The organism is Lysinibacillus fusiformis, assembly GCF_002845985.1.
Classification (GTDB): Bacteria; Bacillota; Bacilli; order Bacillales_A; family Planococcaceae; genus Lysinibacillus; species Lysinibacillus fusiformis_D.
Genome location: NZ_PDFK01000003.1, coordinates 349,299 through 374,013, shown reverse-complemented (window position 1 = coordinate 374,013; position 24,715 = coordinate 349,299). Strand labels below are relative to the sequence as shown.

23 protein-coding genes and 1 pseudogene are annotated in these 24,715 nt (G+C 33.7%); 17 read left to right on the top strand and 7 right to left on the bottom strand.

Going from position 1 to position 24,715, the window contains the following annotated elements; translation table 11 throughout:
• Positions 1 to 6: 6 nt before the first annotated feature.
• From CRI88_RS12485 to qatD, 5 genes are read left to right on the top strand one after another with little or no spacing between them, the layout of a single operon-like run.
• A complete protein-coding gene (locus tag CRI88_RS12485) occupies positions 7 to 1,566 on the top strand; it encodes a hypothetical protein (RefSeq protein WP_101966685.1) in 1,560 nt (519 codons plus the stop codon).
• A 34-nt stretch (positions 1,567 to 1,600) separates the two neighbouring features.
• On the top strand, positions 1,601 to 3,442 hold the full coding sequence (locus CRI88_RS12480; protein ID WP_101966684.1) for a KAP family P-loop NTPase fold protein: 1,842 nt from the start codon (positions 1,601 to 1,603) through the stop codon (positions 3,440 to 3,442).
• Position 3,443: 1 nt separating this feature from the next.
• Complete coding sequence (qatB, locus tag CRI88_RS12475) at positions 3,444 to 4,229, top strand: Qat anti-phage system associated protein QatB (protein ID WP_101966683.1); 786 nt, start codon at positions 3,444 to 3,446, stop codon at positions 4,227 to 4,229.
• Positions 4,226 to 5,536, top strand: a complete 1,311-nt coding sequence (gene qatC / locus CRI88_RS22890; RefSeq protein WP_101966682.1) for a Qat anti-phage system QueC-like protein QatC — start codon at positions 4,226 to 4,228, stop codon at positions 5,534 to 5,536. Before qatB ends, qatC begins: the two co-directional genes overlap by 4 nt.
• Entirely contained in the window at positions 5,517 to 6,260 is a 744-nt protein-coding gene (gene qatD / locus CRI88_RS12465; RefSeq protein ID WP_101966681.1) for a Qat anti-phage system TatD family nuclease QatD, read from the top strand. The genes qatC and qatD overlap by 20 nt, the downstream gene beginning before the upstream one ends.
• A 259-nt stretch (positions 6,261 to 6,519) precedes the next feature.
• On the opposite strand, the gene CRI88_RS12460 is transcribed toward qatD, so the two are convergent.
• Positions 6,520 to 7,515 (bottom strand): DGQHR domain-containing protein, encoded by a 996-nt coding sequence (locus CRI88_RS12460; protein ID WP_101966680.1) that lies wholly within the window; start codon positions 7,513 to 7,515, stop codon positions 6,520 to 6,522.
• A gap of 132 nt (positions 7,516 to 7,647) precedes the next feature.
• Between CRI88_RS12460 and CRI88_RS12455 the strand changes: the two genes are divergently transcribed.
• From CRI88_RS12455 to CRI88_RS12400, 12 genes are all read left to right on the top strand, one after another.
• Positions 7,648 to 8,007, top strand: coding sequence for a helix-turn-helix domain-containing protein (locus tag CRI88_RS12455; protein WP_101966679.1), 360 nt, complete (start codon positions 7,648 to 7,650; stop codon positions 8,005 to 8,007).
• A 210-nt stretch (positions 8,008 to 8,217) separates the two neighbouring features.
• On the top strand, positions 8,218 to 9,282 hold the full coding sequence (locus tag CRI88_RS12450; RefSeq protein WP_101966678.1) for an NAD(P)-binding domain-containing protein: 1,065 nt from the start codon (positions 8,218 to 8,220) through the stop codon (positions 9,280 to 9,282).
• Between the two features lie 90 nt (positions 9,283 to 9,372).
• The gene (locus tag CRI88_RS12445; protein WP_101966677.1) at positions 9,373 to 9,819 is read left to right on the top strand and encodes a MarR family winged helix-turn-helix transcriptional regulator; all 447 of its coding nucleotides are present in this window, start codon (positions 9,373 to 9,375) and stop codon (positions 9,817 to 9,819) included.
• Positions 9,820 to 10,075: 256 nt separating this feature from the next.
• Positions 10,076 to 10,402 carry an ArsR/SmtB family transcription factor gene (locus CRI88_RS12440; protein ID WP_101966676.1) on the top strand — a complete coding sequence of 109 codons (327 nt, stop codon included), beginning with the start codon at positions 10,076 to 10,078 and terminating at the stop codon, positions 10,400 to 10,402.
• Positions 10,395 to 11,453, top strand: coding sequence for an ACR3 family arsenite efflux transporter (arsB, locus tag CRI88_RS12435; protein ID WP_101966675.1), 1,059 nt, complete (start codon positions 10,395 to 10,397; stop codon positions 11,451 to 11,453). The genes CRI88_RS12440 and arsB overlap by 8 nt, the downstream gene beginning before the upstream one ends.
• A 12-nt stretch (positions 11,454 to 11,465) precedes the next feature.
• The gene (arsC, locus tag CRI88_RS12430) at positions 11,466 to 11,885 is read left to right on the top strand and encodes an arsenate reductase (thioredoxin) (RefSeq protein WP_101966674.1); all 420 of its coding nucleotides are present in this window, start codon (positions 11,466 to 11,468) and stop codon (positions 11,883 to 11,885) included.
• A gap of 1 nt (position 11,886) precedes the next feature.
• A complete protein-coding gene (gene arsD / locus CRI88_RS12425) occupies positions 11,887 to 12,246 on the top strand; it encodes an arsenite efflux transporter metallochaperone ArsD (RefSeq protein WP_101966673.1) in 360 nt (119 codons plus the stop codon).
• A gap of 1 nt (position 12,247) precedes the next feature.
• A complete protein-coding gene (arsA, locus tag CRI88_RS12420; RefSeq protein WP_101966672.1) occupies positions 12,248 to 14,017 on the top strand; it encodes an arsenical pump-driving ATPase in 1,770 nt (589 codons plus the stop codon).
• Positions 14,014 to 14,295: a Fe-S cluster assembly protein HesB gene (locus CRI88_RS12415; protein WP_101966671.1), complete on the top strand. Its 282-nt coding sequence runs from the start codon at positions 14,014 to 14,016 to the stop codon at positions 14,293 to 14,295. Before arsA ends, CRI88_RS12415 begins: the two co-directional genes overlap by 4 nt.
• Positions 14,296 to 14,358: 63 nt before the next feature.
• Positions 14,359 to 14,580 (top strand): hypothetical protein, encoded by a 222-nt coding sequence (locus tag CRI88_RS12410; RefSeq protein ID WP_101966670.1) that lies wholly within the window; start codon positions 14,359 to 14,361, stop codon positions 14,578 to 14,580.
• Positions 14,581 to 14,687: 107 nt separating this feature from the next.
• On the top strand, positions 14,688 to 16,043 hold the full coding sequence (locus CRI88_RS12405; RefSeq protein WP_101966669.1) for an NAD(P)-binding domain-containing protein: 1,356 nt from the start codon (positions 14,688 to 14,690) through the stop codon (positions 16,041 to 16,043).
• 51 nt (positions 16,044 to 16,094) lie between these two features.
• Complete coding sequence (locus tag CRI88_RS12400) at positions 16,095 to 16,580, top strand: GNAT family N-acetyltransferase (RefSeq protein WP_101966668.1); 486 nt, start codon at positions 16,095 to 16,097, stop codon at positions 16,578 to 16,580.
• A 1,044-nt stretch (positions 16,581 to 17,624) separates the two neighbouring features.
• On the opposite strand, the gene CRI88_RS12395 is transcribed toward CRI88_RS12400, so the two are convergent.
• The 6 genes and pseudogenes from CRI88_RS12395 to CRI88_RS12370 all read right to left on the bottom strand — a co-directional run bounded on the left by CRI88_RS12395 (position 17,625) and on the right by CRI88_RS12370 (position 24,686).
• Positions 17,625 to 18,581, bottom strand: a complete 957-nt coding sequence (locus tag CRI88_RS12395) for an acetyl-CoA carboxylase carboxyltransferase subunit alpha (RefSeq protein WP_036126268.1) — start codon at positions 18,579 to 18,581, stop codon at positions 17,625 to 17,627.
• Positions 18,574 to 19,422 carry an acetyl-CoA carboxylase, carboxyltransferase subunit beta gene (gene accD, locus CRI88_RS12390; protein WP_058843559.1) on the bottom strand — a complete coding sequence of 283 codons (849 nt, stop codon included), beginning with the start codon at positions 19,420 to 19,422 and terminating at the stop codon, positions 18,574 to 18,576. The genes CRI88_RS12395 and accD overlap by 8 nt, the downstream gene beginning before the upstream one ends.
• Before the next feature lie 21 nt (positions 19,423 to 19,443).
• A pseudogene (locus tag CRI88_RS12385) lies at positions 19,444 to 19,982 on the bottom strand (FadR/GntR family transcriptional regulator).
• A gap of 464 nt (positions 19,983 to 20,446) precedes the next feature.
• The gene (locus tag CRI88_RS12380; RefSeq protein WP_101966667.1) at positions 20,447 to 21,796 is read right to left on the bottom strand and encodes an IS1182-like element ISBsp5 family transposase; all 1,350 of its coding nucleotides are present in this window, start codon (positions 21,794 to 21,796) and stop codon (positions 20,447 to 20,449) included.
• Positions 21,797 to 22,121: 325 nt separating this feature from the next.
• The gene (locus tag CRI88_RS12375) at positions 22,122 to 23,582 is read right to left on the bottom strand and encodes a serine hydrolase domain-containing protein (protein WP_058844397.1); all 1,461 of its coding nucleotides are present in this window, start codon (positions 23,580 to 23,582) and stop codon (positions 22,122 to 22,124) included.
• 492 nt (positions 23,583 to 24,074) lie between these two features.
• Complete coding sequence (locus tag CRI88_RS12370) at positions 24,075 to 24,686, bottom strand: hypothetical protein (RefSeq protein ID WP_089933555.1); 612 nt, start codon at positions 24,684 to 24,686, stop codon at positions 24,075 to 24,077.
• Between the last annotated feature and the right edge of the window lie 29 nt (positions 24,687 to 24,715).

Sequence of the window (24,715 nt, the reverse complement as noted above, 5' to 3'; positions counted from 1 at the left end):
GGTAATGTGAATAAAAAGGAGTTTGTATGGAATAGGGACTGGATTCATAGTTATATATCCAATTGGTGTATATTTGAAAGATTTAAATTTTCTAATGCACTAAGCAACAATGATATTCTGAATATTTTTGGGAACGAGCATATTCAAAATATAAAGCATATTGCAAATGCAGGTTATTACGTACGAGATCTTACAAGTCTAGCTGGAATAGATGAAAAGAAGTCTATTGATTTATTAGGAGTGAATTTGAACAGAAGGGATACATTAATTTTAAAAAAATTTAATTCTCTTATTGGTACGTCACACAACTATTTTATCAACAAACATGTTACTTATTGTCCAAACTGTATTAAAAGTGGTTTTCATAGTATATTTCATCAATTGAATTTATTCAAATACTGTATTTTTCACCCAAATGTATCATTAATTGACTATTGCCGGAAGTGTGATACTCTTTTAGGTGAATATTTGTTATCCAATAATCCTAATCCTCCCTTTACTTGTAAGTGTGGTACTAGTTTTTTGGATAGTGCAAATGTAATTTCCACTTTTAATAGCTGGAAAAAATTTTTCACTATTAAAGATAAAGAACTATTAAGCTTACTTACAATATATAAACATCAAAAAGCAACCCCAGTAATTATTCACCCTCAGCGTATTTTTCGAATGGATGAAGGATATGATCAATCAGCCCTGTTTTTATTAATAGAATACACTAAAAACTATTATTTAAATACAGACCTAAATGATTCAGAAGTTTTAAAAATGGAATATTGTCAGAACTCGCTCTCTTCAAAAAACTCTTTTAAAAAAGCATTAAACATTTACAATAAAACTTTTGAATACAGGAATAGATTCCATACTTTTGAAGAAAAGGATAAAATAGATGCAGTGCTTTTTGAAATTTATATTCATTCTCGAAATATTTATAAAGCAATTAAAAGGTATTTAATCAAAACCTTTCTAAAAGAGCATAAAAATTGTATTCACCTTAATAATGAACTACTTGAAAGCAAGACATCTTGCAAGTTTTCTACAGCCTTTACCTTTTGGAGAGAAGAGTTTGAAGGAATTAATCTATCACATACTGTAAGAGAATCACCTGACAAAACAAAATTATTTAACTTTGAGAGCTACAATGAGCAATTTTCACTTTACACAAAAGGTTTTTATTGTACCTATCTAGAAGACTTGTTGGACAGCTGTTTTAAAATCACTCACGATGCAAATATATTTGATATAAATCAAATAAAAAAGATAGTGAGTACTCTGTTATCATACTTTTTGATGGAAAGATTTTTTAAATACTTAGATTTAATTTCCAATTCTTCAACGTACAAAAGGTTTAATAATTACTTACCGAGAGAAGTACCTATGCATTTAGTTATAATTGAAAAAGAACTAAATCGTACTACTATATATTATCAAAACATACACGAGAAATTGGAAAAATTGGTTCAAAATATACAAAAGGAACAAAATAATTGTGGATTTGAAAGGAACAAAAAATACGATAATTATAGAACCCCCCTACAAGTTGCAATACAAAAAGTGGATAGGAAGTAAATTTACAATTTGCTAATAAAAAGAGGTGCCTAAAATGTGGAAAGATAGTGAAACAGAATTAGATTTTTTGGATTTTGATTATTTAATTGGATTACTAGATGAGTTAATTGAGGATGATACATTACTTCCTTCAAGTATTGGAGTATATGGGGACTGGGGAAGTGGAAAATCTAGCTTAATTCGCATGAGTATGAAAAAGGCTGAACAACGTGAGGGAACTGTATGTCTCAATTTTAATGGATGGTTATTTGAAGGATATGAAGATGCGAAAACAGCATTAGTAGGAAGTATCCTAGATGCCATACAATCAAACCAGAAGTTATCTACAGGAGCCAAAAAAACAATACGCGCTTTATATAAAAGTGTTGATAAATTGAAGCTTGCTAAAAAAGGCGTTAGATACGGGGCTGATTTATTATTAACTGGAGGTATAGGGACATTATTAGAACTATCAACAAAGGAGGTTATTGACCAAGTAAAGGGAGCTGTTTCAACAGATAGTTTTGCGGATCTTGAAGAAGATAAAATTTTAGATGCTATTAAAAGTGAGTTAGAATTTAAAGAATTACGTGAAGATATAAAAGAATTTCAAGTAAATTTTGCAAAATTATTAGATGAAAGTAAAATTCAACGATTAGTAATTTTTATTGACGAATTAGATCGTTGTAGTCCGGATACTATTTTAGACACACTAGAAGCTATACGTCTATTTTTATTTACTGGGAATTCGGTATTCATTATTGGTGCAGATGAAAGACATATATCTTATGCTGTACAACGTAAATTTGATGAAATTGAAGGGCAGCAAATTAATATAGGAAAAGAATACCTAGAAAAAATTATTCAATACCCAATAAGAATTCCTAGATTAAGCTCCACAGAAATGAAATTCTATATTACCTGTTTACTTTTTGAAAAAAGTTTAAACCCTGTAGAATTTGAAAAAATACTTACTTTATTTAATGAAGCAAAAAGAGAAAATTTCTTTAAATTTGCTATTTCATTTGAATTGATTAATGAAAAATATGCTGATATAGCAGAGAAAGTAAAAGAGGATATTGTTGTTGCTGAACAACTATCAGATGTATTGGCACAAGGTCTAAATGGTAATCCAAGGCATTGTAAGAGGTTTTTAAATTCTTTAGTTATGAGAGAAAAAATGTCTTCTTATAAAAATATAAAATTAGATAGAAAAATCTTAGCTAAATTAATGATGCTAGAATATTTTAAGCCTACGCTTTTTAAACAAATCGCTGAATTCCAAGGTAATCTACAAGAGTTAAACAATCAATTAGGTGAATTAGAAAATGATAAATTAAGTGAAGAAAATGTTTTGAAAATCTGGAATGACGATAATTGGGTTAAAGATTGGTGTAGTATCGATCCAAAAATAGGTGAAGTAGATTTAACACCTTATTTTTATTTCTCAAGAGATAGCTTAAATAATAAAAGTTTTAGTTCACTAAAAAAATTAAGTCGCAATGCAAATAAAATATATGAACAACTTATAAGTAGAAGTCAGGGAGCAAGAAATACTGCTATTAAAGAGGCTATAAATATTAGCGATTATGAAGCAGTCGAAATACTACAAATGTTATTTACAAAACTAATTGGTACATCAAATATAGAAATTGATACATTAAAGTCTTATTTAGAATGGGGAAAAACCAAAGAATCATTATATTCTCAAGTATTAAGTGATCTCAATTCATTACCAGGCTTAAAACTAAAGTTACCCACGGCACCATTAATCGCAGATTATATAAAACATACAAAACAACTTACTTTATTCCAAGAAACATTGGTAAACTGGAAAAAAGAAAATCCTAAAATTGTTACAGCTTTAGAAAAATCACTCACAAAAGGAGAGAAGTAACATGGGAACTTCTAGTATATATAAAGGACCAATAGATAATAATCCTCTACTACCAGAAGGTTTTAATCCTAATGAGCGAGATGGGGATGAAGAACAGCAAGGAAAAGAACCATTAGCTCCGTGGAAAACTGCCAAAAATTCTATGTCACAGTATATTAATGAAAGCCATAGTAACAGAGGAAGGGTTTTACGAAGTTATACTAAAGCACTAGGCGGTGCAAGCAACGCTGCTAGTACAGCTAGAAGTGGTATTAAATCAGCCGTAAATCTAGGAAGATTCCTATCTTCGATATCTTCTGAAGGTTTAGAGAATACACTTCAACGTTTAAGTGTCAATTTTAAAGGAAAAGGAGTTGAGGAGCTATTTTCAACTCTAGTTAATGTCTTAGTTCCAGAATCAAATTTGAAAGAAGATGCAATAGCAAGAAAAGCTTCAATTGATGCTCTCTCTCAACTCTATGAATTTGTAGAACAAAATGATATGGATATTAAATCTTTAGAATCTTTAAATCAAGAATTCTTTGATACAGTTATGGCCACTTTTATTTCTAGCTTTATATTTGAACGATTATTAAATGATTTGGAAAGTCGTTTCGAACAATATGCTTCTGATACTGATCTTGCTATTGAAAAAGAATCAGAAGTAAAGGAATATATCATCCAGCATACTGGTGTTAAATTACGAGAAATTGACTTTAAAAATATAGATTATAATCAAAGTAGCATAGAAGATGTCTTTGAAGACATTTACAAAGAATGTTATGAAGTATTGGAGGATTATCTATGATTCAAAATGAGCTTTTAATTAGAATAGATAGTGAAGATACGTACAAAATTGAAAATGATTATATAGATTACAACTTAAGTGATAATTCTATATTTACATATACATTTTGGGATAAAAATTTAAAATCACTACCCAACTTTTTCAGTGATGAAGGTTTAGATTTATTTTACATATCACTGTCAGTGTTTGGTGCAGATAGAGTTTTACTTAGAGATTATGGTGAAAATGCCTGGAAAAGAAATATAAAACTTCATATTCCTGTGTTATCAATCCAAAAGTGGGAGCAAAATAAAGCTTTAATAGAGTCTATCTTAAATTTTTTAAGTGGGGATAATTGGGAATTGGTATTCCGAGAAAGAGGACTCACAAAAAAAGAAAGACAACTCAAAGAAGAGATATTGAAAGCAGAAGAAAAATATGATTACGAAAAATTATGTATGTTTTCAGGAGGACTAGATTCATTTATAGGTGTTATAGACGCAATTGAAAATTATCCTAATGATAAAATATTATTTGTTAGTCATTATGGTGGAGGTAAGGGAGTCCGAGAGTATCAAAATGCTTTATTTACCTCGCTTAATGAGACTTATAATTTAGACTCACATACTTTTTATAGCTTTTATGCTAGTGCAAAAAATGGAGTAGAAGACACTACTAGGACAAGATCTTTGATGTTCTTCGCACATGCTATTCTTTTAGGAACTGCTATTCAAAAAAGAATGACATTGTTAATTCCTGAAAATGGGTATATATCTTTAAACATTCCTCTAACTAATTCTAGATTGGGAAGCAGTAGCACTAGAACAACACATCCATATTACATGGAACTTTTACAAAATCTGCTTTCCAATTTAAATATAGATATTTATTTAGAAAATCCTTATCAATTTCAAACAAAGGGTGAAATGATTTTAAATTGCCAAAATATTGATTTCTTGAAAGAAAATCTAGCAAACACAATGTCGTGTTCTCATCCAGACTTAGGTAGATTGTATGGAGAATCAACAACTTCACATTGCGGAACATGTTTACCATGTATTATTAGAAGAGCCTCAATAAAAAAAGCAAATATATCAGATACTAGTACGTATAGAGATCTATATTTTGAAAGTGGTCAAACAGCTAAAATGAATTTAATGTCTTATAATATAGGATTACATAAATATAACAAAAAGTACTCATTTATGAACATTCAAAATTCAGGACCAATATCAAAAAACATTTCTAATTTTGTTAAAGTTTATGACCGTGGAATGGATGAACTAAAAGAATTATTGGAGAGTATACATGAACAAATTTCACTTTGACACACATGTACATTTAGATTTATACAAAGACTCAGATAACATTATTAAATATATTAATGAACATAAATCATATACAATTGCAGTAACAAACCTACCAATATTATATGAAAAAGCTAAGAATAATATTCCTAATACTAAATATATTCGATTTGCCCTTGGTTTACATCCAGAATTAATACATGAATTTCCAGAGCAAATAACTGAATTTTTTAAAAAACTTAAAAAAGTACGATATATTGGCGAAATAGGATTAGATTTCAGTAAAGAGTACTCATCATATCAAAATCTGCAATTAGAGTTTTTCAAGAGGTGTATTAAAGAGTGCCATTCATTTGGCAATAAAATATTAAGTATTCATTCAAGAAAAGCTGCAAAAGAAGTAATAGATATTATAGGACCTGAATTTAACGGGATAATTATTCTGCATTGGTTTAATGGCAATCAGTCTGATACAAGAAGAGCCATTAATAATGGCTACTATTTTTCAATAAACAATGAAATGATAAAGAGTATAAACGGTAGGAAAATAATAGAGGTTATTCCGTTAAATCGCATTCTTCTTGAAAGTGACGGTCCATTCACTAAAACATTTAAAAATAAGTATGATATAAAGCTTTTTGACGATTTGATTGTGTCTATTTCAACATTAAAACAATGTAAAATCGAAGATTTGTATAAAATTTTAAGAAACAATTTTAAAACTATACTTGAAAGTAATAAGTAAGTATTGATATAAAAAGCAAAAGATAAAAAGTGAAAATCAATGGTAGATGAGTAGTATATTTTCGACAAAGTGATATGTTTATGACTTTTTCTTGCAAAAATTACTTTATATAGAAATTTAACTAATCTGAATTTAAAGGAACGTAATTCTCTATGTTTTGGCTTACGTATAGACTAGGCTAAAAGTGAAAAATTCAAAACTATATATGATTAAAATGAAAATAGCCTCCAAAAAATAAAGGCTATTTTCATTTTAATATCTAGCTTTTTAAACAATTTAAAATATCATCTGCTAACATTTTAGAACCTGCTGCACCTTTTAGATACTTTAAATTTCCTGTAGATAACCAATCAATTTCTTTTAGGTTTCCTAACATCTTTTTTAAATTAACGGAATCAGGTTGATGGGATTTTAATGAATAATTTTCGTTAATTATTTTATTTCCTACAATGGCTAATGCATTTAAACATGTAATATGCGTCATTCTATACAACTGATTATCGTCCCACTGTTCTGGAAACAAATCTTTTATTAAATTGAAGTAAAATAAAGCTATATTTAATTTTCTTTCTTTAGAGAGGCTGGCTAAAGCAGATTTTTTAGTTAGTAAACTAATGATGTTGTACAGATTTTGTAATGTAATATTTTTATCTTTTGTTCTTCTTCCAATTAGGGTCCCTTTACTAAAAAAAGGGCTTTCTGGCTTAAGAATTAAGTTTGTAGCTACCCAGCTAAGGTCATCATTATCTCTATTTAAATAGCGACTTAGTGATGTACCAATACCTTTAGCTTTTGAATTGATTACATCAAATAATTTAATTTCTTCATCCTCATCTAAATAATGAAAAGCCAAAAAGGGAACGTTTAATGTGCTATCTGTTTCATTTATATATTCACTAATCCCTCCTAATCTATGCTGTCCATCCATCAATGTAGCTTTTTTTGTGCATATTAATCTCCCAAAATTCCTTCTATGACCATCATATGCATGAAACTCCCAATTTCCTGAAGCATTTAATAAAATAGGTGTGTAAAGAGCATCTTCACCTTGAGAAAGATAATTTGCAAAATCTTTACATCGTTTTTTATCTATAGGACGTTGATAGCCTTTTCCAGAAGAGTCGTTATAAAGTTTGGAGTATGAAAAGTTGACTGCAATTTGAGATGAGACAAACCCCTGGTAAGTAACACGACCGCGCATCTTAGATTGTAATACATTCTCTATTGCTATATTTGAAGGTAAATTATTACTCATATTAAAAACTCCTTAAGTAAATTTAATACTAAAACATTATAGTACTTATAAGTTCATATTTCAATCAAATTTATACTATATGTAGCTGTAAGATAGTACAAACCTCACATAGTCTAAATGTGAGGTGATTTTGTGGAAAGTTTAGTTAAATTAATTGGTAGCAACATCAAAGAAATCCGAAAGTTGAAGAAACTTACTCAAGAAGAATTGGCTGAGAAATGTGGTCTCCAAACTTCGTATGTGGCTGGGGTTGAACGAGGCGATAGGAATATTACCATACAATCCTTAGAAAAGATTATTGAAGGCCTGGAAGAAACACCAGGTAGTATCGTTAATTTTGATACACTAAATTTTAATAATAAGTACTTTGAAAAAAAAGAATTAATTATGATCTTACAAAACATGGTAGAAGATAGAAATGAAGCTGAAGTTCGGTTAATTATAAATATTGCGAATGAAGTATTTAATACGTATGAAAAGAAAGATAAATAATCAGGAAATTGATTATATTTGAGAATTCAATAAACCACTCAGTAGAGTGGTTTATTTTATTATTTTAATTGCAATTTGCAAGTAATTACGTTATAAATATTCTACATAGTATTTTAATTAAAGGGATATGTTAAGACAAAATAAACATCTTGAACATGTTTATTTTACAATAATACTTGCAAAATACAAATAAATAAGGGAGGAATAAGAATGAAAGATATACTAGATACAATCGTAATTGGGGGAGGGCAGGCAGGGCTAGCATCAGGTTTTCATTTACAGAAGAAAGGTCTACGATTTTTAATATTGGAGGCAAGTAATCAAATTGGGGGATCTTGGCCAAGTTATTATGACAGTCTTAAATTGTTTTCTCCAGCAAGTGTTTCCTCTTTACCTGGTATGAAGTTTCCTGGTAGTCAAAATCACTATCCGAAAAGGGATGAAGTTATTCGATACTTGCAGGAGTATAAAAAAAAGTTCCAATTACCTGTTTTAATTAATCAGAGAGTAGATTTGATTGAGAACAATAAAATAGGTTTTATTGTTCGAACTGACACAGGCGAAATATTTCAAGCTAGAACAATCATAAACGCTACAGGCTCATTTAATAATCCTTATATTCCTAAAATACAAGGTGGAGAAGTTTTTCAAGGAAAAACACTTCACTCTTCAGAGTATCGAAATACAAAGGCATTTCACAACCAAAGGGTAATCGTAGTTGGAGGAGGAAATTCGGCTGTGCAGATTGCTATTGAATTATCTGAGGTTAGCAAAACTACTCTTTCAGTACGACAACCAATAAAATTTGTAAAACAACGTTTACTTGGATTGGATATACATTACTGGTTAAAAATAATTGGCTTTGATACCTTTCCTTTCTGGCGTTTTGGTAAAACTGCACCCAGAACAAATGCCGTGAATGACACAGGAAGATATAAAGATCGAATTAGTAAGGGGAATCCAGAACAACGTTTAATGTTTACTTCTTTCTATGAAGATGGAGTTATATGGCCGGATGGAGAAAGGGAACCTGTAGATACCATTATCTATGCCACAGGATTCAGACCACATTTACCCTATATGAAATTACTCGGTGCATTAGATGGAGAAGGAATGCCTTTACAAAAGGCAGGTATTAGCATTATCCCTGGGTTGTATTATGTGGGATTAGAAGGACAACGATCATTTGCATCTGCAACTTTAAGAGGGGTGGGAGAAGATGCCGAGTATGTTGTGAAAGATTTACTTCATCACTTGAAAAGTAGAAATTTTTGAAGTAGGGAAAACATCTTCAAAAAAAGTTAATTATATTTTAGTTGCATTTTGCAAATAAATAATATATATGTCTTTATAGGAGATGATTAAATGGATAATAAACGTGAACTTTTTCAAGCTTTAACTCAAAAGTTTGCTTTACTAAATAAAACATGTTGTACCGTAGGCTCGATTGATATCACACCAATACAGAGCCATATCCTATATGAGATAGACAAACAAAATAACCCATCCATGCAACAAGTAGCAGAGGCAATAGGAATGGATATTACTACATTTAGTAGACAGATTCAATCTCTTACTAAGATGAATCTTGTCAAAAAAACTCCTCTAGCATCAGATAAAAGAGTGTACATTTTGTCATTAACAGTGGAGGGGACATTTCTCGCTACTACAATTAATGAAATGATAAACAATTATTTAAATGAAGTTTTTTCGCATTTGAATGACTTCGAAAAAGAAACTGTTTTACGTTCAATTGAACTCTTAAATAAAGCTATGGCTAAATCTAGTTTTTGTTGTACACCTTCTCCATAACTCGTTACTAAAGAAAGAAAAATTAATGGAGATAAAATAATTTTTATCACTTTCTTTTAAAGCGTACGTTTAGGTAACTGAACGTACACTTTTTACAAAGAAAAAATTTTTTCAAAATGGGTAAATATCTGTTGCAATTCAAAACATTAAATCATAATATAAGAATATAGTTATATACTGATTGATTCACCTTGTTACGAGGTGATTTTATTTAAAACAATATATAAGCAAAAAGTTATATAAGGAGTGCAGATAAATGGAAAATACACTAATTGAAAAACAATTAAAAGCAGCAGCTGATTTAAATCGCATTAAATTACTTGCATGCATGAAAAATGGGGAGGTATGTGTATGTGATTTTGTGGATGTGCTAGGAATATCACAACCAGCAGTTAGTCAACATCTACGAAAATTAAAGGAGGCAGGCATTATTACGGAACGAAAAGTAGGGACTTGGAAACATTACCGTTTAGTAGAGGATCAAACGCCATTGATGAAGGGCATTTTAGAAGAAATTCAGCCTTTAAACGGGTGCAACTGTGGCACAGATTGCTGCCATGTAGGAGGAAATATAAATGAGTAATGAATCTTTAACAAAACAGCTTTCTTTTTTAGATCGTTACCTTACCCTTTGGATATTCGTTGCGATGGGAATAGGTGTTGTATTAAGTATCACCATGCCTAATGTTGGTGAAGCGTTAGAGTCCATGTCTATTGGCACAACGTCCATACCTATTGCTATAGGGTTAATTGTCATGATGTATCCCCCATTAGCGAAAGTAAAGTATGAAGAAATGTGGCGAGTGTTTAAAGATTGGAAAGTACTATTACTATCACTTTTACAAAACTGGTTACTAGGCCCGTTCCTCATGTTTTTTTTAGCGATTATCTTCTTACATGATTACCCAGAATATATGGCTGGACTCATTATGATTGGCTTAGCTCGATGTATTGCCATGGTGATTGTGTGGAATGATTTAGCGCGTGGAGATCGTGAATATGTAGCTGGTTTAGTAGCATTTAACTCTATTTTTCAAATTTTAACATATTCTATTTTTGCTTACTTTTTCTTAAATGTATTACCTGGTTGGTTTGGTTTAGAGAATTTCAATGTATCCATTTCTATGTGGGAGATTACAAAGAGCGTTCTAATTTACTTAGGGATACCATTTGCTGCAGGATTCCTCACACGTTGGATAGGGATTAAAGCAAAAGGGAATCAGTGGTATGAGGAAAAGTTCTTACCGAAAATTTCACCACTTACTTTAATTGCACTGCTGTTCACGATTGTGATGATGTTTGCTTTAAAGGGTGAGCAATTAGTAGAACTGCCACTTGATGTAGTGCGAATTGCTATTCCATTATTTATTTACTTTGTGATCATGTTTGCTGTGTCATTCTTCTCTTCCCGTAAAGTAGGTGCATCTTATCCTGTCACAGCAGCTCTTTCTTTTACAGCTGCAAGTAACAACTTTGAGCTAGCGATTGCGGTTGCAGTTGGTGTGTTTGGCCTGCATAGTGGCGTGGCATTTGCTGCTGTTATTGGTCCACTTGTAGAAGTACCTGTTCTCATAGGACTTGTATGGGTTGCCTTACGTTGGCAGAAAAAATACTTTAAAACCATTAAATTATAAGGAGCAATTTTTATGACAAATACACTTTATTTCTTATGTACGGGGAACTCATGCCGTAGTCAAATGTCTGAAGGATGGGCAAAAAAATTACTCCCAACAAATTGGACTGTAAAAAGTGCTGGTATTGAAGTACATGGCGTAAATCCGAAGGCCATTAAAGCGATGGCGGAGGTAGGGGTTGATATTTCAAATCACACATCCGATTTAATTGATTTTGAGACATTAAACAACGCCACGTTAGTTGTCACGTTATGTGGGGATGCAGCTGATAAATGCCCAATGACACCTCCTCACGTTCGTCGTGAGCATTGGGGATTTGAAGATCCAGCGAAAGCGACAGGTACGGATGAAGAGAAGTGGGCTGTATTCCAAAATGTTCGTGATGCAATTGGTAAACGCATTGAACAATTTGTAGCTGAGGAGCTGAAATAATTTGAAAAAAATTCATATCTATGAACCAGCAATGTGCTGTTCTACAGGTTTATGTGGACCCTCTATAGACCCAGAATTATTGCGTATGTCATTTATTATGAATAATTTAAAGAAAACAAACATAGAAGCTGAAAGATTTAATCTTACAAACGAACCAAATGCTTTTGTAGAAAACGAAGCAATCAATCAACTATTAATGTCAGAAGGAATGGATGCCTTACCTGCAACGTTTGTGGATGGAGAATTACTTTGCAAAGGGATCTATCCAACAAATGAACAATTTTCACATTGGTCAGGTCTTTCAGAAGACGAATTACTACAAAAGCCAAAAGTACGCTTGTCACTAAAAGGAGATGCGTAAGATGGAACGCTTTACAAGAAGTCATTTCCCAGACACCCCATTCCTGTTTTTTACGGGGAAAGGGGGCGTTGGGAAAACATCGGTTGCTTGTAGCCTTTCAATAGCCTTTGCAAATGAAGGGAAAAAGGTACTTTTAATTAGTACAGATCCCGCATCCAATTTACAAGATATTTTTGGTCAAACGCTTTCTTATAGTCCAACAAAAATTGAAGGCATAGACAATTTATTTGCGATAAATTTGGACCCTGAACAGGCGGCACAACATTATAAAGAGCAAATGGTTGGTCCGTACCGTGGAAAACTACCTGAAGTGGTATTACAAAATATGGAGGAACAACTTTCTGGTGCTTGCACAGTAGAAATTGCCGCCTTTAATGAATTTGCATCACTATTGACTGATACTTCAGTGATGGGGAATTTTGACACTGTCGTATTTGATACAGCACCAACAGGGCATACGTTACGATTATTACAATTGCCTTCTGCATGGTCTACGTTTCTAGATGAAAACACGACTGGCACTTCATGTTTAGGTCCTTTAAAAGGGCTAGAGCCACAGCGTGAAGTTTATAAAGAGGCTGTTGATCGTTTAAAGGATGCTAATCAAACAACTTTAATGTTGGTGACACGTCCTGAAGAAAACCCTTTAAAAGAAGCAGCACGTGCTTCTTACGAGCTGTTTGAAATCGGTATTGAAAATCAGATTTTACTTATTAATGGATATATGAATAATGTCAATTCTACTGATGAAATCGAAGAGGCATTCATTACGCGCCAATCTAATGCATTAACAAGAATTCCTGAAGAACTAAATCGATATGAACATTTTTACTTACCGTTTGTACCATACTCTTTATCAAGTATTGAGCGTATGCAAGCATGGATGACTAACAAAGAAGTTATACATGAAGATGAATCATATGAAGAAACTAAGATTCCTGGGATAGAAGAAATGATTGCAGATTATTTAGAACGTAGACCGAAACTCATTTTTACGATGGGCAAAGGTGGAGTTGGAAAAACAACTTTGGCTTCTTATATTGCATTGCGATTAGCAGAAGAGGGTACTCATGTACATTTAACTACAACAGATCCTGCCGCACACCTCGATTGGACATTCGGTGATGATAACGTTAAAAACTTAACGATCAGTCGTATTGATCCAAAAGTAGAAGTGGCAAACTATGAAGCTGAAGTGCTTGCAAAGGCAAGTGAAACGATGAATGAGGAAGGTTTAGCAATTGTGAAAGAGGATTTGGCTTCTCCTTGTACAGAGGAAATAGCTGTATTCAGAGCATTTGCCAACGTTGTAGAAAATCATCAAGATGAAGTCATAATTATTGATACCGCACCAACAGGGCATACGTTGCTGTTATTAGATGCAACAGAAGCTTATCATCGCGAAATAAGCCGTTCACAAAGGAATATTCCTCCAGCTGTTTCAAACCTGTTACCAAGGTTGCGTGATGCCTCTTATACGAGTGTTGCCATTGTATCTCTTCCTGAAGCAACACCTGTTTTTGAAGCTTCGCGCTTACAAGAAGATTTACACCGTGCTGGATTATCTGTTGATTGGTGGGTAGTAAATCAGACATTTTCATCTATCTACACAACAAGTCCAACATTAATTCAAAAACAACAAGCTGAAATGAAATGGCTAAAAGAAGTTAGATTCATCAGCAATAATCAATTTGTGGCCATTCCATGGGTAAAAATGCCACCGATTGGAACACAAGGCTTACATAAATTAAAAGGAGAGAAAATCAAATGAAAATGAGTCCAGAAGGTAAAAGTTATTTAGAACAGGTATTAACTGATTCAGAGGTTAAAACGCTTCGTTTCTTTGGTATTGCAGGCTGCTGTGGGGTTAATTTAGGTGTAGGCTTAGAAGCACCAGCAGCACAAGATACAATTCAAACAATTGAAGGTATCGAAGTGGCAATTCATCCTGATATTGCACCACAATTAACAGATGTGACGATCCATGCGGAAGAAGAGAATGGTGAACTAGGTTTAGTATTAGTTGGATACTCACAAACATCTTGCTAAACATATATCCTAATTTTACAGACTGTCTTAGCATTATTCAATCCGTTATTGGAGGATATTAAAATGACTGTAAATCATGCTAGCGTATTAACTAAAGATTATTTTATCGCTTATTTAAAGTTAATTATGAATAGTAGAGAATACACATTGATACAGGCAAAAGAGTTTGCTTTTGATTTCTTTTTTAAAGGAGATATGGATCATTACGGCACTTCTACATGGTTGCAATTTGAAAAAGCTATAAAAGAAATTGATAAAATCATGTGTGAAATTGAAGTGTGTTAATAACTATCACAAAAGCTTAAATAAATTACGTCTAGCTTACTGCTAGACGTAAAAAATAAATTTTATATAAGGGAATACTTATATAGAGAAAAAAAGGAGAAGTTTATATGAAAACACTAAAAGTAATCAACCAAAATCAATCTTGTTGTACTCCTGTTCAGGACATTGAAGTCAAAGAGACTGTTAATTATTCCAATAAGAATTTACCGATTGTAATCATTGGTGCAGGTCCTATCGGATTAGCTGCTGCTGCTCATTTAGTAGAGCAAAACCAGACATTTATTTTACTTGAGGCTGGCAATGAAATAGCACACAATATTCGTACTTGGGGGCATGTCACACTATTTTCTCCATGGCGTTATAACATCAATAAAGCTGCTAAATCACTATTAGAGGGGTCTGATTGGTTAGAACCTAACTTAGAAACAATACCTACGGGGCATGAGTTAATCGATCTTTATTTAAAACCTTTGGCAGAGTTAACACAAATAAAACCAAGTATCCGATTGAACTCAAAAGTAGTAGGTATTTCACGACAATTAAATGATAAAATGAAATCAAAAAATCGATTAAATCAGTCCTTTAATGTTTATGTTGAAAAAGAGGATGACATCGATATTATTGAGGCCAAAGCAGTTATTGATGCAACAGGAACATGGGGGAACCCAAACCCGGCAAATTCTACAGGTATTTGGCTGAAAAATGAAAAAGCATTAGCAGATCATATTGAGTATGGTATTCCAGATATAAATACGAATCCTAAGAGATATGCAAATAAGAAGGTTGCTGTCATTGGTGGTGGTCATTCAGCGATCAATACCTTATTAGCTTTGGCTGAATTACAACAAGATAATCCTTCAACAAAGCTTGTGTGGATTATGCGTAAAAGATCTGTAGAAGAGGCCTATGGCGGGGAGGAAAAAGATGCGTTGGCAGCACGTGGCGCATTGGGTATTCGCATCCATGAATTAGTAGATACAGGAAAAATTGAGGTAGTAACACCTTTCTATATTTCACAGGTGAAAAAAGAAGAAAATATCCATATTGTAGGTACTATTAATGGAGAACAAAAAGTACTTACAGGATTCGATGAACTTATTGTTAATGCAGGAAATCGACCTGATTTTACCATGAACAATGAACTGCGTTTATCTATCGATACAGCAACAGAAAGTGTGCAAGCATTAGCGCCACTAATTGATCCTAATGTGCATAGTTGTGGCACAGTAAGAGCGCATGGTGAAGAAATACTACGCCAACCTGAAAAGGACTTCTATATAGTAGGAGCTAAAAGTTATGGACGCGCACCAACATTTTTAATGGCAACCGGCTACGAACAGGTTCGTTCTATAACAGCTTATTTATCAGGTGATGAAGAAGCATCGAAACGTGTGGAATTAGAATTACCAGAAACAGGCGTATGTAGTATTAATCTTGTCAATCAATCAAATAAAGGTTGTTAATAATTTGACTGTTAGCGAAAGCTAGCAGTCCTTTTTCAAGGGGGAAATGGAATGGACACACTTATTGTTCGTAAAATGGAAAATAAGGATTTACAAGAGGTATTAAAGATTTATAAAGAAGGAATCGAAACAGGGATGGCAACCTTTGAAACAATTGTGCCAAGTGAACAGGTATGGGATGAAAGACATCATGCGACCTTGCGCTTTGTTGCAGAAGAACATAATAGAGTAGTTGGTTGGATTGCCATTTCACCCGTCTCTACACGCGCCGTTTATTCTGGAGTGGGAGAAGTTAGTGTTTATATATCAAGTGATAGTAAAGGGAAAGGTATTGCCTCAAAACTATTTAAAATACTAATTGAAGAGAGTGAAAAGGCAGGGTTTTGGACACTCCAATCATCTATTTTCGCCATCAATGCATCAAGTATTCAATTACATAAAAAGATGGGATTTAGAGTTGTTGGAACTCGAGAAAAAATTGCTCAGTTACATGGAAAGTGGCATGATACCATCATAATGGAAAAAAGAAGTGATTAATTCTACTAATTATATATATTTAATGTTATGAAAAAATACTAGTATAGTTTAATAAAGGTTTTTACTTGGAGCAAATTTCATAAAAATGTGAACGGGTCTATTTTTACTGAAATTTTATTATTAAATTACACTGAAAAATATGATTGTCTGGACATTCTTTTACAAAAAGAAAGGTTTTAAATTATGTCCAGACATTCCTATCTAAAATGCCTGTAGATTCTTATCCATGAACATTTTCATCTTATCAACTAATCAAAAAAATAAAATGTCTAAAAGTTCTTGTCCTTTAAAAAATTAAAGTGTCTTAAAGTTCTTGTCCTATAAATTGAAAAAGTCCTATCAATTCTTGAATACAAAGAATAAAATGTCTAAAAGTTCTTGTCCCCAAATAAAATAAAGTGTCTAAAAGTTCTTGTCCAAATAATAAGAATTCTTTATAATCCTCGAGCAAAGAAGGCAGGTTTGTGGCATTGTCTAAAGGTTCTTGTCCAATTTGTCTAAAAGTTCTTGTCCATATACATTATGAGTAGTTGACGTGTCTAAGCCCTCCTCCACGCCAAATAATTTTAGTTTACATAATATAAATTATAGGAAGTTATGTTTCATTGAAAAGTATACTAATAATAGTGAGACGAAATGACTTGTACATAGACATCAAAGTCTAAACTTTTGAAAATGATTGATAAAAAACGATTATTTTAATATCGAATTATTATAATTACCTTTTGTATATTTTAGGCTTTAATTTACGATTTTCTAAATAGAATCGATATTAGCTCATATTGGTTTGGAATAAAGTTTGATTTTGTTGCAAACGTTGATTTTTTATAGAAGAAACCCACGCATTTTGATCAAACTTTTATCAAAATGCGTGGGTTTTAAAATATCGATCATTTATAATCGAACTATATTATCAATGATCAATCTTTTTTACAAACTACAACTCTTTTTTCTTCCATCATTCATTGGAATATTAATTTATTTAAGAAACAATTTTTCTCTCTTTACGAACAAATTCACATGTCCAAAAACCTAAAAATGAATTTAGGCTTCTGTATATTGTCCAATCTTTCTGAATTTCTCATAGCGATCTTCAATTAATTGTTCGCCATTTAGGGAATTCAATGCTTTTAGTGTGACGCTTATACATTCTTTTATATAAAATGCTTGCTTCACAACATTGCGGTGTGCTCCACCCGTTATTTCAGGGATTATTCCATCAATAACGTCAAGCTCTTTTAAGTCAGGTGCTGTTATCCGCATTGCTTCTGCAGCTTGCTTCCCTAGGCTACCATCTCGCCATAAGATCGATGCAGCCCCTTCAGGCGAGATAACCGAATACGTTGAGTTCTCTAACATAAAGACGCGATTAGCTACCCCTAATGCAATGGCACCTCCACTTCCGCCTTCCCCAATAACAATACTAATAACTGGTACTGTTAGAATGGCCATTTCAGAGAGAGTTCTAGCAATGGCTTCACTTGGGCCGCGTTCCTCGGCTGCCTTACCCGGATAGGCTCCTTTTGTATCAATAAAACAAATAATTGGGCGCTTAAATTTCTCAGCTTGCTTCATTAAGCGTAATGCCTTACGATATCCTTCAGGGTGTGGCATACCAAAATTTCGTCTAATATTTTCTTTAGTTGATTTTCCGCGCTGATGTCCAACAATTGTTACGGGCTGTCCTTCAAAGAGAGCAATTCCTCCAAGAATAGCTGCATCATCACCAAATGTACGATCTCCATGTAACTCAATAAAGTTTTCACACATAGCTTCTATATATTGTAAAGTTGTTGGTCGTTCTGGATGTCTAGCAACCTGTACACGATCCCATGGCTTCATATTGGCATAAATAGATTGTTCTAGCTGTGTTAGACGTGTTTCAAGCTTTTCGATTTCGCCTGTCATGTCTACATTTGCCTCTGTAGCAATCGTTTTTAATTCATCAATTTTTTCTCGTAATTGTACTACTGGTTCTTCAAAAGCTAAATTTTTAGACATGTTGCACACCGCCTTTTGTATGCATTTTTACAAGTATTGCTACTTGGTTTCGTAAATCCTTCCTATGGAAAATTGCATCAAGCTGACCATGTGCTAGTAAAAACTTTGATTTTTGGAAATCATTTGGTAATTTTTCTCTTAATGTTTCTTCAATGACACGGCGACCAGCAAAGCCAATCAATGCTTGTGGTTCAGCAATATTAATATCTCCAACAGAAGCAAAGCTTGCTGAAACGCCACCGTATGTAGGGTGCGTCATGATCGAAATAAATAATAGTCCTTCTTCACTATGACGTTTTAATGCCACACTCGTTTTTACCATTTGCATTAATGATAGAATACCTTCTTGCATGCGCGCTCCACCACTAGCAGTAAAGATAATAACCGGTACACGTAATTCAATAGCTTTTTCAACGGCACGTGTGATTTTTTCTCCTACAACGGAGCCCATTGAGCCCATACGGAAATGAGAATCCATAATGGCTACAACAATTTCTTCTCCATCAAGAGTTCCTAACCCAGTCAGTACAGCTTCGCTTAATCCCGTTTGTTGTTTAGCCACTGAAATTTTTTCTACATAATCAGGGAAATTAAGTGGATTACTTGTTTGTAAATGATCATCCATTGAAACAAATGAACCTTCATCTAAGAAATATGCTACGCGCTCCTGTGCAGTCATTTTGAAATGATGGTCGCATTTTGTACACACTTTATGATTTTTTTCTAATTCCTTTGTTAACTGAATGTGACGGCATTCTGGACATTTTGTCATAAGTCCTTCTGGAAATCCCTTTTCCTGTCCGTCCTCTTTCTTTTTACTAAATAAGCTACGTATTACCATGTTTTACTCCCCCTTTGTTGTCTAAATGCCTTGTTCAGCATTCATCCACTGTTGGTAAGCTTTTAATGCTTCTTTTTCATAGCCAAGCTGCATCGATTTCAACATAGTTTGAATGATTAATTTTTCTTCTTCTGTTGAGTTTCGATTTAAACGGTCATCAGCATAAACTGCTAACTGAAACTAGACTTTTAGTGAAAGACGATTTCCTGACGTGATGATTATTTCTCGTAAAACATCCCGACAATTAATCGTATTTTCTATCTCTAGCTTTACAAAAAAACTGCCCCACACTGGTAGTGTTTGCAGAGTTTCTGTACAACTTATAATGCGAATGGCTTCCTTTTCATGTCTTCTAATATAAACATCGACAATATTTCTACGAGCTGATGCTTTTATGTAGAAGCTAGAAACATACCTTCCCCATGTCTCGTTTCAATAAGACCTAATAACTCTAAACTTCGCAATGCCTCTCTCTCAGAGGATCGCCTGACACCTAGACGTTCTGAAAAGACTCTTTCGGAAGGTGACTTTTCACCAGCCTGTGTTTTTTCTATTTTAATAAGTTGTCGTAATTATTGGACGATATCTAAAAACACTTTCTTTTGTTCGGTTTTTTTATCCATACGATCAACTCCTCGGTCAATCTATTTGCCTTGGAATAATTATTGCTGTCGCTTTCCTTTCGCGCAGATAAACAATGCATCCAAAGGCTTTATCTTCATTCAGTAGGTGTTTGGGTACCTACTAAAAAGAAACAAAATCCACCACCTTCAGATGATGGCGTCTCTTACTGAATGAATTCAAAAGTGGTCTGGCCACTTTTGAAGTTGGCTTTATCTTACAAAATAATTATTTGAAAGTAAAGAAAAAACTGCATAAAAATTTATGCAGTTTCCAGACTGTAGACAAAAGCCCATCGAGAAGTTCACTCTCGATGGTTTTTGTCATTTTTCTTCCTATTTTATTTTTAACATTTGGTAATATACTACCAAATTCAACATACTCTTCGAGCTTAGTTGCTCTCTTAAGCTACTTGCCACGTCCAAGTAGCCAGTTTCTTCAAATTCATGGCAGCAAAAATAAGCATCGCCTGCATGGACAATTTTTTTAGACCTCTTAAGGTTGTCCATCGCATACCATGCTTTTCTTTTGCATCGGCAAAGACACGCTCAATCGTTTCTTTACGCTTGGCATAAATTTGTTTGATGTCATAGGAATGGCGTAAATGTTCAGCTTCCTCCACATACGACTCCCAGATATGGCGTTGAATGAGTTTTTGATGATGCTTACTTTCTGTACATTGGGAAAGGCTTGGACACTTCGCACAAATCAAAGGATTCGATTTATATTGGCGATATCCTTCCTTCGTCGTTGTCGCATACTTCAATATCTGCCCTTGTGGGCAAAGATAACAATTATAGTGCTCGTCATATATATACTCGTGCTTTCGGAAGAATCCATCTTTCGTTTTAGGACGTGTATACGGAAGAACAGGCAACATTTGATTCTCTAACAAAAAGTTCGTAATCGCTGGTGTTTTATAGGCTGCATCTGCCGCAACAGCGATTGGTTTTTGAACATTTTGAATGACCCTTTCCACAAGTGGCTGTAATACATGGCTATCGTGCACATTTCCCGGAGTCACAATGGCACCTAAGACAAAGCCCTTTTCATCTGTGGCTGCATGAAAGGAATATGCAAACTGTTTCGTACGTTCATCCTTCACGTAATAGCCACTTTCAGGATCTGTCGTGCTTTCCTTTATTTCTTTCCATTCTTCCTTTTCAAACTTCTCCGGGGGAAAGGGCTTTTTTCCGTGTTCTTCACGATCCATATTTAACTCTAATTGAAGCTTCTCTTCATAAGCCCGTGTTTCTTTTCGCACGACCTTTTTATCATACTTCCGTTTATTCGCACTCGCTTTCACATGCGTGGAATCGATAAATAGATGGTCTGCATGGAGGAGTCCCTGATGCATAATCTCTTTTAATATACGATAGAAAATCTGTTCAAATATATCGGTGTCTTGAAAGCGACGGACATAATTTTTACCGAAGGTAGAGAAATGCGGGACTTCTGTATGGAAGCCAAATCCTAAAAACCAACGATACGCCATATTCGTTTCAATTTCTTTGATCGTTTGACGCATGGAGCGAATGCCAAAAACATATTGAATAAACGTCATTTTAAAGAGAACAACAGGATCAATACTTGGACGCCCATTAGGTGAATAGAGATGTTCTACTAAAGGATAGATAAATGAAAAGTCAATAGCAGCCTCTAGTTTTCGCACTAAATGATCGTTGGGAACTAATTGATCAATCGTTAACATTTCTAATTGTTCACGTTCATTGGTTTGATTCTTCGTCATCATGGTTGATCACCTCAAAAGTTTACTTTTTATCAATAGATGAATAAGGAATTCTTTATGTAGAAGTTGATTGGAACGAAGGGCGGCGACTCCTGCGGGAAAAGCGGGAAAGTCGAGATCCTGGACTGAGCGAAGCGAGGGAAGCAGCTCGACCCCGCCCGCGGAAAGCGTCCGCCCGTAGTGGAAATCAACGGCTTTACTTTATTTCATTGTAAAAGAAAAAAGACTGTAGGCAAACTCAAAATTCATCGAGTTTGTCTACAGTCTGAGAAGACACCGAGGTGTCTTATGTTTTTTTAATTAAGAATATTGATAAAGTGGAATTTAATTACTTAACATTATACTTATTTTCGGAGCGAGGCATCTTATCGGTGAGTATATACCAAGTAATGCTTGCTGTTAATAATGTTGACGAAATCAAAGCTGTAAGAACACTATATGTTTGCCAAATAAGTATCGTTGACCAATCGAAGGCAAAAAACATTATACACTGGGCAATCGTAGCGATTAGGAAAATAATTGTTACGATTGTTCTCTTTTTTGTAATTGGCTGCTGCTCATTCGTTTTCCTTTTTCTTAATCCTAAGAGAAATAACAGAACGGCCAATAGGCAAAGAATAATTGTGGTAGACGACAAAATGATGTCCAAAAGCTGTGTGCCGCTTATCTCATATGACTGAGTTAGATTGCCGTCTAATATATCTTTAACTTTTAGTACCAGGTTTATATTGGTATTTGCGCCGTTGCTCAGTAAGCAGATGGCTGTTCGTTCATTTGGCAGTATGGCTACTTCGGTTCTAAAATTCGGATTACCCCCAGTGTGTTCTATAAACGTTTGTTCGGCGTTTACCGACCAACCTGCCGCATAATACATATCGTTGACAGCCGAAACAGACATATCACCCCTATGTGATTTTTCGATAACCCTGTGAAATATTTCGGGTATGTCCTGCACGATACCCATCTGTATGCCCATCCAACGCGCCATATCTTTTGTATTAGAAATGATATAGCCGGCAGGTTTATTCCCAGCATAATCCGGAGCGTTAAATGGAGTTGTTATGAAAAAGGAAGAACGGTAGCCCTGTGCTAACTGTCCAGTGGCTTGAGCATCTTCTTTATAAACATACGTCTGGTGAAGACCTAAGGGTAGAAATACCTGTTCCCTCATAAAGTCTTCATAGCTTTGTCGTGATACAATCTCAATAACCAAACCCAATACGTCATAATTAACGGTTCCATAGTTATATTGTTCACCGGGAGAGAACGCCAATTCAGCATCTACCAGCGTTTCCACAGTCTTTTGCAACATATCAGGCGTATTGCCTTGTGGAATATTTTGAGTATGTCTAATATTTGTTAAGCCGCTGGTATGGTGAAGGAAGTTATTTAGTGTAAGGCTTTGCATATCAACAGGTTTACCTTGATACTTTAACGTAAACCAAGGTAAATATTTTTGGATAGGGTCAGTCATTGATAGCAGCCCTTGCTCTTCCAATAGCAGAATCCCCATACCAGTAAAAGCTTTACTCACCGAGGCCAACTCATAGAGTGTATTTTCACTTGCAGACAACCCCTTTTCAAGATCTGCATACCCAGAAGAAAAGTAGAACACTTCATCATTAGCAAGTATTGAGATTGACATTCCAGGCACACCTGATGTACGAGAGGCATCATCTAGCAACGCTTGTATTGCCACAGATTTCGAATCTGACAACGCATAACTTTGTGTTGCGAATCCCGAGAATAATATAAGTATCGTTAATACAAAAACAATAGTCTTTTTCATAAACTCTCCTTTTTGAAGAATTATAAGAGTATAAAAAACTTATTTTTATAACTATAAACTAAATTCTAATTTATATTTCTACTTAACTATATAATATCAAGTAATTGTGAAGAGTTACACTTAAACTAACGGGTGCTTTAGTAAAAGAAGAAAGAGGCTGGGACAAAAGAAAAAATGTTAGGCCATGTACAAGTTTGGTCTAACATTTTTTTGCGTTATTAGAACACATATACTTTAATAAATCACAAAAATAACATTCATTTTTTGCTTTTTCTCAATAAAATGAGTTATGTCCCAGCCCCTTTAATTTTTCTATCTTTTTTAAAATTAGGTCTTGATAATTTATAAACATCGTATCTTTTTTTAAAACATCGCAACTTTATTTCAATTCTACACAAAGCACAATTCTTGCTGCAGAATTGCGCCTTTAATGAAATAACTAAAGTATGTCTAAAATTGCTTATAGGAAGTTGCACTATCGCTACAGTTAGTTCAACTAGACGAATACATCCCTTTTGCAACTTTCTCTAAACTTTCTTTATCATAAGTGTTCATTGTAAGATTGAGCTTTGGCATATAAGTACTTCCACCTGTCACCATTTCTTTTGTTTCCACATCATAAATTGCATAATTACCTTTAAATTCTTTTTCAGTGTCTTTAAAGGAATAAAAGAAATAAACTTGCCTATCGGGGCTAACGGTCTGATGGTAGTTAATATCTATATTAGGGTAGGTACGAAGAATATTTCCATCAAAAGTAATATAATTTAATTTTTCTACCTCATTGAACAATATTTTTTTTCTAACATTTACAGATGCATCAGGCATTTCTTTAAAAAGAGCAGTATCCAAATGCCTTTGCTGTTGCTTTGACTTCTGCTTATATCTTTGAAAAACCTCCTGATGTATAGGATATTTTAGGTCTCTTAATGCCAGATAAAATTCATCTACAGTTTCATCAATAACTTTTTCCTTATTTGCAGGATGTAAATACTCATTTTTATCTGAAGGTGTAGTTTGTGAATAAACTGGACTTCCTAAATACATAGAAAAGCTGAACAAAAATATAAACACAAATGAACTAATTAAGAATGGGTTTTTCATTTAGATTACTCCTTTTTTGAAGTAACGTG

Coding starts and splice junctions, on each gene's coding strand:
- CRI88_RS12480 (WP_101966684.1), top strand. CDS start 1,601: ATGTGGAAAGATAGTGAAACAGAATTAGATTTTTTGGATTTTGATTAT.
- qatB (WP_101966683.1), top strand. CDS start 3,444: ATGGGAACTTCTAGTATATATAAAGGACCAATAGATAATAATCCTCTA.
- qatC (WP_101966682.1), top strand. CDS start 4,226: ATGATTCAAAATGAGCTTTTAATTAGAATAGATAGTGAAGATACGTAC.
- qatD (WP_101966681.1), top strand. CDS start 5,517: ATGAACAAATTTCACTTTGACACACATGTACATTTAGATTTATACAAA.
- CRI88_RS12460 (WP_101966680.1), bottom strand. CDS start 7,515: ATGAGTAATAATTTACCTTCAAATATAGCAATAGAGAATGTATTACAA.
- CRI88_RS12450 (WP_101966678.1), top strand. CDS start 8,218: ATGAAAGATATACTAGATACAATCGTAATTGGGGGAGGGCAGGCAGGG.
- CRI88_RS12445 (WP_101966677.1), top strand. CDS start 9,373: ATGGATAATAAACGTGAACTTTTTCAAGCTTTAACTCAAAAGTTTGCT.
- CRI88_RS12440 (WP_101966676.1), top strand. CDS start 10,076: ATGGAAAATACACTAATTGAAAAACAATTAAAAGCAGCAGCTGATTTA.
- arsB (WP_101966675.1), top strand. CDS start 10,395: ATGAGTAATGAATCTTTAACAAAACAGCTTTCTTTTTTAGATCGTTAC.
- arsC (WP_101966674.1), top strand. CDS start 11,466: ATGACAAATACACTTTATTTCTTATGTACGGGGAACTCATGCCGTAGT.
- arsA (WP_101966672.1), top strand. CDS start 12,248: ATGGAACGCTTTACAAGAAGTCATTTCCCAGACACCCCATTCCTGTTT.
- CRI88_RS12415 (WP_101966671.1), top strand. CDS start 14,014: ATGAAAATGAGTCCAGAAGGTAAAAGTTATTTAGAACAGGTATTAACT.
- CRI88_RS12410 (WP_101966670.1), top strand. CDS start 14,359: ATGACTGTAAATCATGCTAGCGTATTAACTAAAGATTATTTTATCGCT.
- CRI88_RS12405 (WP_101966669.1), top strand. CDS start 14,688: ATGAAAACACTAAAAGTAATCAACCAAAATCAATCTTGTTGTACTCCT.
- CRI88_RS12400 (WP_101966668.1), top strand. CDS start 16,095: ATGGACACACTTATTGTTCGTAAAATGGAAAATAAGGATTTACAAGAG.
- CRI88_RS12395 (WP_036126268.1), bottom strand. CDS start 18,581: ATGTCTAAAAATTTAGCTTTTGAAGAACCAGTAGTACAATTACGAGAA.
- accD (WP_058843559.1), bottom strand. CDS start 19,422: ATGGTAATACGTAGCTTATTTAGTAAAAAGAAAGAGGACGGACAGGAA.
- CRI88_RS12380 (WP_101966667.1), bottom strand. CDS start 21,796: ATGATGACGAAGAATCAAACCAATGAACGTGAACAATTAGAAATGTTA.
- CRI88_RS12375 (WP_058844397.1), bottom strand. CDS start 23,582: ATGAAAAAGACTATTGTTTTTGTATTAACGATACTTATATTATTCTCG.
- CRI88_RS12370 (WP_089933555.1), bottom strand. CDS start 24,686: ATGAAAAACCCATTCTTAATTAGTTCATTTGTGTTTATATTTTTGTTC.